Source organism: Gilliamella apicola, assembly GCF_000599985.1.
Lineage (GTDB): Bacteria > Pseudomonadota > Gammaproteobacteria > Enterobacterales > Orbaceae > Gilliamella > Gilliamella apicola.
Genome location: NZ_CP007445.1, coordinates 2599445 through 2611777, shown reverse-complemented (window position 1 = coordinate 2611777; position 12333 = coordinate 2599445). Strand labels below are relative to the sequence as shown.

The 12333-nt window shown below is 32.3% G+C and carries 9 protein-coding genes; 8 read left to right on the top strand and 1 reads right to left on the bottom strand.

Annotated elements, in window-relative coordinates; translation table 11 throughout:
* The first annotated feature begins 19 nt into the window (after positions 1–19).
* The 8 genes from GAPWK_RS11680 (at position 20) to GAPWK_RS11645 (ending at position 10017) form a co-directional block, all read left to right on the top strand.
* The gene (locus GAPWK_RS11680; protein ID WP_025316406.1) at positions 20–508 is read left to right on the top strand and encodes an OmpH family outer membrane protein; all 489 of its coding nucleotides are present in this window, start codon (positions 20–22) and stop codon (positions 506–508) included.
* Positions 508–1536, top strand: coding sequence for a UDP-3-O-(3-hydroxymyristoyl)glucosamine N-acyltransferase (lpxD, locus tag GAPWK_RS11675; protein ID WP_025316405.1), 1029 nt, complete (start codon positions 508–510; stop codon positions 1534–1536). Before GAPWK_RS11680 ends, lpxD begins: the two co-directional genes overlap by 1 nt.
* Positions 1537–1643: 107 nt before the next feature.
* Complete coding sequence (tig, locus tag GAPWK_RS11670) at positions 1644–2945, top strand: trigger factor (RefSeq protein WP_025316404.1); 1302 nt, start codon at positions 1644–1646, stop codon at positions 2943–2945.
* Positions 2946–3038: 93 nt separating this feature from the next.
* Entirely contained in the window at positions 3039–3641 is a 603-nt protein-coding gene (gene clpP, locus GAPWK_RS11665; RefSeq protein WP_038517532.1) for an ATP-dependent Clp endopeptidase proteolytic subunit ClpP, read from the top strand.
* A gap of 12 nt (positions 3642–3653) precedes the next feature.
* The gene (gene clpX / locus GAPWK_RS11660; protein ID WP_038517529.1) at positions 3654–4928 is read left to right on the top strand and encodes an ATP-dependent protease ATP-binding subunit ClpX; all 1275 of its coding nucleotides are present in this window, start codon (positions 3654–3656) and stop codon (positions 4926–4928) included.
* A 187-nt stretch (positions 4929–5115) separates the two neighbouring features.
* A complete protein-coding gene (lon, locus tag GAPWK_RS11655) occupies positions 5116–7551 on the top strand; it encodes an endopeptidase La (protein WP_025316402.1) in 2436 nt (811 codons plus the stop codon).
* A gap of 132 nt (positions 7552–7683) precedes the next feature.
* Positions 7684–9543, top strand: coding sequence for a SurA N-terminal domain-containing protein (locus GAPWK_RS11650; RefSeq protein WP_025316401.1), 1860 nt, complete (start codon positions 7684–7686; stop codon positions 9541–9543).
* 153 nt (positions 9544–9696) lie between these two features.
* Entirely contained in the window at positions 9697–10017 is a 321-nt protein-coding gene (locus GAPWK_RS11645) for a ComEA family DNA-binding protein (protein WP_025316400.1), read from the top strand.
* A 49-nt stretch (positions 10018–10066) separates the two neighbouring features.
* On the opposite strand, the gene priA is transcribed toward GAPWK_RS11645, so the two are convergent.
* Positions 10067–12235 carry a primosomal protein N' gene (priA, locus tag GAPWK_RS11640; protein WP_025316399.1) on the bottom strand — a complete coding sequence of 723 codons (2169 nt, stop codon included), beginning with the start codon at positions 12233–12235 and terminating at the stop codon, positions 10067–10069.
* Positions 12236–12333 lie beyond the last annotated feature (98 nt).

The following is a 12333-nucleotide window of genomic DNA, read 5'->3' as shown; positions in this document are numbered from 1 at the left end:
ATAGACATAGGTGAAAAAAGTGAAAAAAATCATATCCGTTCTTAGTATAAGTGTTGCATTACTGTTTACTGGTATAGCAAATGCAGAAGTTAAAATCGGTGTTATTGATGTAATGACTGTGTTACAAAATATGCCTCAACGAGAAACGGTTGGACAAGCTTTAAATAAAGAATTTGAAGCCAGAGAAAAATCATTACGTGAAGAAGAAAAGAAAGCTAGTGATGCGGCAGCCCGTTTAAAGAAAGATGGTTTAACATTATCATCTTCTGAAAAAACAAAATTAAATAAAACAATTTCAGATTTTGAAAATAAAGCACAAGCGTTTTCTACAGATTACCGCAAGCGTGAATCAGAAGAGGTGGGTAAATTATTAGCTAAAATCCAAGAAGCTGTTAAAGATATTGTTACTACAGAAAAATACGATATTATTTTAAAAGCAGAGGCTACATTATCTGCATCAGATGCGGTAGATATTACTAGTAAAGTATTGGAAAAGGTTAAAAAATAATGTTTGCTTTTCGTTTAGAACAGTTAGCTAAACAACTTGATGCAAAGTTACATGGTGATGGTAATATAACCATCACAGGTATTGCATCAATGAAAAGTGCAGTATCTGGACAAATTACTTTTTTATCCGATAAAAAATTGCAGAATAATTTATCAGAATGTAAAGCTTCTGCCGTAGTAATGACAGAAGAAAGTCTTAAGTATTGGCAAGGTGCAGCATTAATTGTAAAAGACCCTTATTTTACTTATGCAAAATTAGCCCAATACCTTGATACGACACCTGCACCAGCTAAAGATATTGCGGCATCAGCCGTAATTGATTCATCTGCTCAGTTAGGTAGTAATATTTCAATTGGTGCAAATGCTGTTATAGAAAGTGGTGTTATATTAGGTGATAATTGTGTTATCGGTGCAGGTTGTTTTGTTGGTAAAGATACAAAGATCGGCGCAAATACAAAATTATGGGCTAATGTCACTGTTTATCACAACTGTATTATTGGTGATAATTGCTTAGTGCAATCAGGAACGGTAATAGGGGCTGATGGGTTTGGTTACGCTAATGATAAAGGGAACTGGATTAAAATCCCTCAATTAGGACGCGTTGTCATTGGCAATAATGTAGAGATAGGTGCATCAACAACAATAGATAGAGGTGCGCTAGATGATACTGTTATAGGTAATGGTGTTATTATTGATAATCAATGCCAAATTGCTCATAACGATATAATTGGTGATCATACCGCAGTTGCGGGAGGCGTTATTATGGCTGGTAGCTTAACTATTGGACGTCACTGCCTAATCGGTGGAGCGAGTGTTATTAATGGGCATATGGAAATATGTGATCAAGTAACTGTTACCGGCATGGGAATGGTGATGCGTCCTATCACTGAACCTGGTGTATATTCATCTGGGATCCCACTGCAAGAAAATAAAGTATGGCGAAAAACCGCTGCGTTAGTGTTACACATTGATGAAATGAATAAACGCTTGAAAGAGCTTGAGAAGAAACTATTAAATGTCTCGACGTAGACGTTTACGGTCGGTATAATGCTCGCCTATTTTATAAATTTGTTGGCTCAATTATCGATTTAAAATAATCATGAGCAGATATTATTCAATAATTTCGAGGTATAAAGATGCAAGTTTCGGTGGAAACAACAAAAGGTTTAGGTAGACGTTTATCAATTACCATTAAATCAGAAGATATTAAAAAAGCAATTGATAAAGAGCTGATTAATACTGCAAAAAAAGTACGAATTGATGGTTTCCGCAAAGGAAAAGTACCTTTAAAAATTGTTGAACAACGCTATGGTGCGTCCATTTTACAAGATGCATTAAGTGATTTAATGCAACAAAATTTCATTGAAGCGATTGTTCAAGAAAAATTAAATCCAGTAGGTGCGCCAACTTATACTCCAACAGAATATAAAGATGGAGAAGATTACACCTTTACTGTTGAATTTGAGGTTTATCCTGAAGTTAAAATTAAAGATCTAGATAAGATTGAAGTTGAAAAACCAGTATCTGAAGTTGTTGATGCTGATGTTGAAACTATGATTGAAACATTACGTAAACAACAAGGAACTTGGAAAGAAGTTGAACAATCAGCTAAAGAACAAAATCGTGTAACTTTAGATTTTGTTGGTCAAGTTGATGGTGAAGAATTCGAAGGCGGTAAAGCTAATGATTTTGTATTAGTATTAGGTCAAGGTAGGATGATTCCGGGATTTGAAGATGCTATTTTAGATCATAAAGCTAATGACAAATTTGATATTAACGTAACATTCCCAGAAGATTATCATGCCGAAAATTTAAAAGGGAAACCTGCAATATTTGCTGCAACATTGAAAAAAGTGGAAGAACTCGAACTTCCAGAACTTACTGAAGATGTTATTAAACGTTTTGGTATTGCAGATGGTACAGTTGAAAGCTTACGTGTTGAAGTACGAAAAAATATGTTGCGCGAACTTAATGCAACTATTCGTAATAAAGTTAAAGCACAAGTTATTGATGGTTTAGTTAAGAATAATGAAATTGATGTTCCTACTGCGTTAGTTGAACGCGAAATTGATGTATTACGTCAACAAGCCGTATCTCGATTTGGTGGAAACATGAAGCAACCAATGGATCTTCCTAAAGAATTATTCGAAGCTGAAGCTAAGCGTCGTGTATCAGTAGGTTTATTATTTAGTGAAATTATTGAAAGTAATAAAATTAAAGCTGATGATACAAAGGTTAAATCATTAATTGATGAAATTGCTTCTGCTTACGAAGATCCTAAAGAAGTTTTAGAATATTACAGTAAAGATAAGAAAGCGATGGATAATATTCGGTCTGTAGCGATCGAAGATCAAGTAGTTGATTTATTATTAGCTAGTGCTAAAGTAACCGATAAAAATTACTCGTTTTCTGAATTAATGAATCAGCAAGTGGCTTAATATCTATACACTGCTTCATTAAATAAAAAGATTACTTTTAAGCCCAAATAAGAATTATCTGTTTGGGCTATTTTGTTTAATTAGGAGATAAAAATGCCTTTAGAACCATATATGGGTGTGATTCCAATGGTTGTTGAGCAAAGTTCTCGTGGAGAAAGAGCTTACGATATATATTCACGGTTATTAAAAGAGCGAATCATCTTTTTAACAGGACAAGTTGAAGATAATATGGCTAACTTAATTATCGCTCAAATGTTATTTCTAGAAGCTGAAAATCCTGAAAAAGATATCCATTTATATATAAATTCACCAGGTGGTGTTGTTACAGCTGGAATGGCCATTTATGATACTATGCAATTTATAAAACCAGATGTTAGCACAATTTGTTTGGGACAAGCGTGTTCAATGGGATCATTGCTTTTAACTGCGGGAACAAAAGGTAAACGATATTGCTTACCTAACGCTAGAGTAATGATTCATCAACCATTAGGCGGTTTTCAAGGCCAAGCTTCCGATATTCAAATACATGCACAAGAAATTTTACAAGTAAAAAGCCGTTTAAATAATATTTTGTCAATGCATACTGGTCAAGACATTAGTGTAATTGAAAAAGATACAGATCGTGATAACTTTATGTCTGCCGAAAAAGCAGTTGAATATGGTTTAGTGGATGCCATATATAGTAAACGTTCATAATAAATTAGCTAGGTGGTAAAAGTGAATAATGAAAGCTCAGAAAAATTACTCTATTGTACTTTTTGTGGTAAAAGTGAACATGAAGTTCGCAAACTAATTGCAGGACCATCATCTATTTATATTTGTAATGAGTGTATTGGGTTATGCAATGATATTTTAAAAGAAGAGACAAAAAGTTTTCTCTCACATGAAGAATTTAATAGTAAACCATTACCGACTCCTCATGAAATTCGGAACCATCTTGATGAATATGTTATTGGTCAAGAAAAAGCAAAAAAAGTATTATCTGTAGCTGTTTATAATCATTATAAACGTTTACGTAATTATGCAAGTCATAATGATGTCGAATTAGGTAAAAGTAATATTTTATTAATTGGTCCAACTGGTAGTGGTAAAACATTATTAGCTGAAACTTTAGCCCGCTTTTTAGATGTTCCTTTTGCGATGGCAGATGCAACAACATTAACCGAAGCAGGGTATGTTGGTGAAGATGTTGAAAATATAATCCAAAAATTATTACAGAGTTGTGATTATGATATTGAAAAAGCACAACGTGGCATAATTTACATTGATGAAATAGACAAGATTTCAAGAAAATCAGATAATCCTTCAATCACCAGAGATGTGTCTGGAGAAGGTGTACAACAAGCCTTATTAAAAATTATTGAAGGTACTATTGCCTCTGTGCCACCTAAAGGTGGACGTAAACATCCTCAGCAAGAATTTCTACAGGTAGATACCTCAAAAATTCTGTTTATTTGTGGTGGAGCGTTTAGTGGCTTAAATAAAGTAGTAGAAAATCGAGTATCTGTTAATACAGGTATTGGTTTTGGAGCTGATGTTAAAAGTAGTAAAAATAAAGCAACGGAGTCTGAGTTACTAGCTCAAGTTGAATCTGAAGATTTAGTAAAATTTGGTTTAATTCCAGAATTTATTGGTCGATTACCCGTTATCGGTACATTATCAGAATTAGACAAAAATGCCTTAATTAGTATTTTGACTGAACCTAAAAATGCTTTAACTAAGCAGTTTGAAACATTATTTAGGTTAGATGGAGTTGAATTAGAATTTACAGAAGATGCATTAAATGCTATTGCAATAAAAGCGTTGCAACGTAAAACAGGGGCTCGAGGTTTACGTTCTATTGTTGAAAATATTTTATTAGATACAATGTATGATCTACCATCTATGAAAAATATTAAAAAAGTTATTGTTGAACAAGAAACAATAGATAAATCTCAAGCTCCAGCTTTAATTTACCGTGAAGATGTTGAGTTGTCAGCTTAACTATGAATATGCTTGTTATTGTTGATGCTTTAACAAGCATGATCTAATTTATATTATGTCTAATTACATGTAGTTATTGTCAAAATGTTTAAGGAATAGTATATATTTGAATCATAACAATAGGCTTGAATATCTAAAATCAATCCCAATATCATCATAATGGGTTTGTACTATTAGAGAGAAAAAAATGAAAACAAAACAAACTAAACAAATGATTATGCCTATTTTACCATTACGAGATGTTGTGGTATTTCCACATATGGTAATTCCTCTCTTTGTTGGTCGAAATAAATCAATACGTTGTCTTGAGAATGCAATGGAAATGGATAAACAAGTCTTTCTTGTTACTCAAAAAAATCCATCCCAAGATGATCCTGATGTTGATGATTTATATGAAACTGGGACTGTTGCCAATATTTTACAATTGCTTCAACTTCCAGATGGAACTGTAAAAGTTTTAGTTGAAGGTGTTGAACGAGCTAAAATTGTTGATATTTTAGAGCAAAAAGAAGAGGACTTTTTTATTGCTAATATCGAAACATTGCATGAAAAAAACGAAAATGATGATTTAAATGAAGCTTTAATGCGAGTAGTACTTTCTAATTTTGATGATTATGCAAAACTGAATAAAAAGGTAACACAAGAAGTTGTTGATTCAATTCGTTTGATTAAAGAGCCTTCCCAACTGGCTGATTCTATTGCCGCTACATTATTTTTGAAAGTAGAACAAAAGCAAGAATTACTGGTTACAGCTAATTTGGAAAAACGTTTTGAGTTACTTATATCATTGATGGAATCTGAAATCGATTTATTGCAAGTTGAAAAAAATATTCGTCAGCGTGTTAAGCAACAAATGGAGAAAGCGCAAAAAGAGTATTACCTTAATGAGCAAATAAAAGCAATTCATAAAGAATTGGGTGATATCGATAATAAACCAGATGAATATGAAGAGTTAAAAAATAAAATTACCAAAGCTAAAATGCCACAAGAGGCAACAGAAAAAGCTTTAGCTGAACTTAATAAACTCAAAATGATGCCTGCAATGTCTGCTGAAGCAACTGTGGTCAGAGGATATATTGATTGGATGCTACAAATTCCATGGCATAAACGTAGCAAAGTTAAGAAAGATATTGAGGGCGCTCAAAAAATTCTAGATAAAGATCATTACGGTTTAGAAAGAGTTAAGGATCGTATCTTGGAATATTTGGCTGTTCAAGGTCGAATTAATAAAGTCAAAGGACCTATATTATGTCTAGTTGGACCTCCAGGTGTAGGTAAAACATCTCTTGGTCAGTCTATCGCTAAAGCAACAGGACGTAAATATGTCCGAATGGCATTAGGTGGGGTTCGTGATGAAGCAGAAATTCGTGGACATAGAAGAACTTATATCGGTTCTATGCCAGGTAAATTGATTCAACGTATGGTAAAAGTTGGTGTCAAAAACCCATTATTTTTATTGGATGAAATTGATAAGATGGCTTCGGACATGCGAGGTGATCCTGCTTCTGCTTTGTTAGAAGTACTTGATCCAGAACAAAATAATGCTTTTAGTGATCACTATCTTGAAGTTGATTATGATTTATCTGATGTGATGTTTGTTGCTACTGCTAATTCGATGAATATTCCAGCACCATTGTTAGATAGAATGGAAGTTATTCGTCTTTCAGGCTATACAGAAGATGAAAAATTAAACATTGCTAAACAGCATCTTATTTCTAAACAAATAGAGAATAATGGATTAAAACCAAAAGAAATTAGAATAGATGATTCAGCTATAATTGGAATTATTCGCTATTATACTCGAGAAGCAGGTGTTCGTAGCTTAGAAAGGGAAATAGCAAAAATTTGCCGTAAAGTTGTAAAACAATTAGCTTTAAATAGTAAGTTGAAAAAAGTGACGATAACCCAAGATAACTTAAAAGATTTTCTAGGTGTACAACGATTCGATTATGGTAAAACCGATAATGAGAATCGAATTGGTCAAGTTATTGGTCTTGCATGGACTGAAGTAGGTGGTGATTTACTTACAATTGAATCAGTTAGTGTACCGGGTAAAGGTAAGTTAACTTATACCGGTTCGTTGGGTGATGTGATGCAAGAGTCTATTCAAACCGCATTGACAGTAGTACGTTCTCGTGCTGAAAAGTTAGGTATTAATGGTGATTTTTACGAAAAACGTGATATTCATGTTCATGTTCCCGATGGGGCTACGCCGAAAGATGGTCCAAGCGCTGGTATCGCTATGTGTACATCGTTAATTTCAACGTTAACTGGAAACCCTGTTCGTTCAGACGTTGCTATGACAGGGGAAATTACTTTAAGAGGAGAAGTGCTACCTATTGGTGGACTTAAAGAAAAATTACTTGCAGCACATAGAGGTGGAATTAAAACTGTTGTTATACCGATGGATAATGTAAAAGATCTAGAAGAAATTCCAGATAATGTTAAAGCTGAAATTGATATTTGCCCGGTAAAATGGATTGATGAAGTAATAACAATAGCGTTACAAAATAATCCATTTGGTATTGAACTTGAAGAAGATAAAATTAGTTTAAAACACGCAACTAAAAAGGCTACTAAACAAATAAAATCTAAAATTCCAGTTCAGACACAATTAAATTAATTGTATTTAATTTTAAAAAGATCAACTTAGTGTTGATCTTTTTTTATCTCTTAACGTTCCGATAATAGCCAATTTAGGTAAATATGCTATACTTGCCCAATTAATCTTTAGATATATGGAGAATCGCAAGAAATGATGGATACAATCCGCACAGCTGCAAACCATATTGTAGTTAAAATTATTTTTGCAATAATTATTTTATCATTTATATTCACAGGGATAGGTTTTTTTGGATTCGGTGGCGGTAACAATGCGCGTGATGCTCAACAATACATTGCAAAAGTTGATGGAGAAGGAATAAATCGAGCACAATTTGAAGCAATAGCAAGAAAGGTTACATCAAAGTCAGCTGGTGACCCTACTTTTATCAAACAACTTCGCCGTAACATATTATATTCACAAATTACGAATTTTTTATCTTATAAATTTGCTGAGCAGTTAAATGCAAATATTAGTAATGAAAGAGTCAAAGAATTCATTAGACAAGACCAAGAGTTTTTTGAAAATGACAAATTTAGTAATAAAAAATATTTAGAACGTATTTCAGCAGATGGCTATACACCCGATAGTTATGGTGCTAGCTTGAAAACCTTTTTGAAACAACAACAAGTCATTAATGCTTTAGTAAATTCAAGTTTTGTATTACCTGTAGATTCAGAGTTAGCCAAATTAAAGGATCAAACAAGAACAGTTTATACATCAACTTTGAGCCCTAAAGTGGTAAATATGGATGATGTTAAAATCACTGTTGACGATGAAAAGAAATATTATGAAGAACATAAAAGTGAGTTTTATCGAAAAGAGAGAGTCAAGTTTAATTATATTTTAAATAGAAAATCTAATTACATAGATAAAATTCGTATTAGTGATGAAGAAGTACAAAAGCAATTTCAAAAAAATAAAAAAGATTATTCTTTCCCAGAAAAACAAGCTTATAGTGTAATTTATGTCACTGATAAGGAGCAGGCAGATGATATTATGAAAGAACTATCATCTGGTGGTAATTTTGATACTATTGTTAAAACAGTAAATGAGAATGATGGTATATCTCCATATGGAAAAAATGGTTCATTGGGATGGTTTAATATCGATGATTCATTACCTCAAGCGTTTAAAGATGCTAATTTAAAAAAAATTGGACAAATTTCTAAGCCAATAAAAGTTGATGATGGTTATATTATTGTCAAATTAGATAATATTCAAAAATCTAAAGTTATGAATTTTGATTATGCAAAACATATTATTACTTCAAAGCTGGAGGATGAAAAACTGAATGCTATATTTGATTCTGTTGAAAACAAAATTCAGACTGCGGTAAACAAAAATCCTAATTCATTAGAAGCGATTGCAAAAGACTCTGACTTAGATATAGTTAATTCCAAATGGTCTTATTACAATGATATCACTACAATTTTACGATATCCTGAAATTAGAGATGTTGCATTTGGTGATCAAATGATTATTGATGGGAAAGCAACAGGTAACGTTTCAGAAATGATAACTGTTGGTCAAGGTATTAATATGATTAATTTTGTTATTCAAATTGTTGATTATCGTGAGGAAGGCATAGCACCTTTTGAAGAAGTTCAAGCTGAAATTAATAGAAAAATTTATCAAAATATTGCTAAGGAACGTTTCACATCAACTGTAGATAATATATTAACGCAATTAAATGAAAAAGGTAGCTCTTCAAATGTAAACTTTTCTCAAAGTTATAAACTTACTCGAAATTCAAAGGTGTTAGATAAGAAAATCGTTGATATGGTTTTTGATTTGGTACCATCAGTTACATCTAAAAGAGTTTTTGGTGTTCAATATTTAGATGATAAAAGCGCTGCTATTGTAGTATTAACCGATGTAAAAACACCTAATGAACAAAAAGATATTTCGTCTGAATTATTACCATTATATATCAAGAATATATATTCTTCTCTTACTGAAGATATTCGTTCCAAAGTTAAGATTGAAATTATGCCAGATGCAAATTTGTGATCCAAATCATAAATTAATGCAAAATTCAGCAAAAATGAAAAGTCACTTTGGTGACTTTTTTCATTTTTGAAATTAATAATCCTTTAACATTTGATTAAATGAGATAGTTAAAAAGCATATTAATTGCATAACTATTATTAAGAGGTTAATCAAATGAAACTATTTTCAATTTTTTGTATTTTATTATCAAGTATCACTTTTTCCGGATTAAGTTTTGCGGATAATTCATCTAATGAAGTAACTAAAAATGAAGTAACTCAAAAGGAACAGCAACAACTTATACAAGTCAATATTAATACAGCTACAGCAGAAGAGTTAGCTAAAGTATTAACAGGTATAGGGATAAGTAAAGCCAAAAAAATTGTTGAATATCGTGAAAAATTTGGGTCATTTGTTTCTATAGAACAATTGAAAGAAGTATCTGGTATTGGTCAAGCAACATTGGACAAAAATGTAGGTAAAATAGCTTTATAATCTTATGTTAAGCCGCCGATTTTTAATATCGGTCGGCGATTATCATATATTAATTATTCATAGGATCAATATCAATACTCCATCTTACTTTTGATGTTTCATTCCATTTTTCTATATCAATAACAAGTTTATCTAAAATTAACTGTAATAGCTGCCTATTTGTATGTTGTAACAAAAGTTGCCAACGGTAATATCCTGCCTTTTTAGGTTGATTTGCTGGTATAGGACCAAGTTGCCATAAAGAATTATCACCATACTCTTTCAATCTGTCATGAATGAGTTGCAAAAACTTTTGTGCATGATGGTTATTGCGATCTGCTGCACGAATTAATGCTTGATAACTGAATGGAGGTAATAGCGTTTGTTGACGTTCTTTTAAGGTCTGTTTAGCAAATTCTTGATATCCCTTATTTAATAATACATTTAATAATGGATGCTCGGGATGATAGGTTTGTAATATTACTTCTCCTGTTTTTGCTTCTCGGCCAGCTCGTCCAGATACTTGAGTATAGATTTGAGCAAATTGCTCTGTTGCTCGAAAATCACTCGAAAATAATGCTCCGTCAACATCTACAATACCAACTAAGGTTATATCAGGAAAATGATGACCTTTTGCTAAAATTTGTGTACCAACTAAAATATGTGCACCACCTTGTTGAATACTTTGCAAATAACCATCTAATGCTCCTTTTTTAGCTACTGTATCACGATCAATACGGCTTATTTTGGTGTTAGGGAAAAGAAGTTCAAGTTGTTTTTCTAATTGTTCAGTACCAAAACCAATAGGTACTAAATGAGTTGAACCACATTTTGGACATTGTGTTGGAATTGCTCTTGGTGTATCACAGTAATGACAACTAAGTTTTTGTGATTGGTTATGAAAAGTATATGGACGATCGCAACGAGGACATTCAGCAATCCAACCACAATCATGACAAATTAATAAAGGTGAATAACCACGCCGATTTAAAAATAACATGACTTGATTATTATTGTGTAAATGGATTTTTATTTGTTCAATTAAAGGTTGTGATAAGCCGGCTACAAGTGTTAAACCTCGAATATCTAAAATAGATTGCTTTACAGGTTTAGCATGACCTGCACGTTTTGTTAATTGTAACAATTGGTATCTATGGTTTTTAACATTATTTAAAGTTTCTAATGAAGGCGTTGCTGAACCTAATAAAATAGGGATATTTTTAAGTTTTGCACGAATAATTGCTAAATCACGAGCATTATAACGCCATCCTTCTTGTTGTTTATACGAACTATCATGTTCTTCGTCAACGATAATCATGCCTAAATTTTTAAATGGCGTGAAAAGTGATGAACGGGTACCAACAACAATGGCATTTTCTCCATTTTTGCTTCTTAACCAAACAGCTAATCTCTGTTGATTGGTCAATCGAGAATGTAGAATATCTATTGGGGCATTAAATCGTTCTTTAAAACGTTTAATTGTTTGTGGTGTAAGACTAATTTCAGGCACTAATACTAATGCTTGTTTACCTTTAGCTAGTACATTAGATATAATATTGAGATAAACCTCAGTTTTTCCTGAGCCCGTGATGCCTTCTAACAGAAATACAGCAAAAATATGGCTTTGTTTGTTTACATTATCTATTGCATAAGATTGTTCTTGATTTAATTTAATTAAGTTTGGATTGGCAGAAAAATTCGTTTGCCACATGATATTATCTGCCTGGCAATTCACGCGCGTTATTAGTTGTTTTTTCTCTAATTCATTATAGATAGTCGTACTTACGTTGATAGAATCAACAGTATTGTTTCTAAATGATGATAATAATAATTTTTGTTTTGGTGCCCGTGATAGTGCTGTCAGCTCGATATTCTCTCCTAATTCGGTTAATTGCCAATGTGTGATTTGAGTTTTGTTCGCTTCGCGTCCTTGTCTTAATAAAACAGGCATCGCATGAAATAAAACCTCACCAATTGGATAATGATAATAACTTGCCGCCCAATTTAATAGTTGCCAGATATCTGGAGTAAAAAGAGGTTCGCTATCAATAATTGTAGTGATATTCTTTAAGCTTTTAACATCAATATTTGTTTGATGATCTATACTAACAATTATACCTATGGCATTACGTTTACCAAATGGAACTTTTACCCGCATTCCAATTTGGGCAGGTTTGGTTAAGTTGTAATCATATAGTTGGTATAGTGGTACTGGTAAGGCTACATGAGCAATAAGCATTAGAGAATCATAACTATAATTAACAGAAAGTAATATTGTACGCAGTTTTTATTTAACTCGCAAAAACATACTAAATTTATTTATTATTTGAAAGGCTA

What these genes read in the sequence shown, in the direction of transcription:
- clpP (WP_038517532.1), top strand. Translation starts at nt 3,039, where the DNA reads ATGCCTTTAGAACCATATATGGGTGTGATTCCAATGGTTGTTGAGCAA.
- lpxD (WP_025316405.1), top strand. Translation starts at nt 508, where the DNA reads ATGTTTGCTTTTCGTTTAGAACAGTTAGCTAAACAACTTGATGCAAAG.
- tig (WP_025316404.1), top strand. Translation starts at nt 1,644, where the DNA reads ATGCAAGTTTCGGTGGAAACAACAAAAGGTTTAGGTAGACGTTTATCA.
- GAPWK_RS11645 (WP_025316400.1), top strand. Translation starts at nt 9,697, where the DNA reads ATGAAACTATTTTCAATTTTTTGTATTTTATTATCAAGTATCACTTTT.
- lon (WP_025316402.1), top strand. Translation starts at nt 5,116, where the DNA reads ATGAAAACAAAACAAACTAAACAAATGATTATGCCTATTTTACCATTA.
- GAPWK_RS11650 (WP_025316401.1), top strand. Translation starts at nt 7,684, where the DNA reads ATGATGGATACAATCCGCACAGCTGCAAACCATATTGTAGTTAAAATT.
- priA (WP_025316399.1), bottom strand. Translation starts at nt 12,235, where the DNA reads ATGCTTATTGCTCATGTAGCCTTACCAGTACCACTATACCAACTATAT.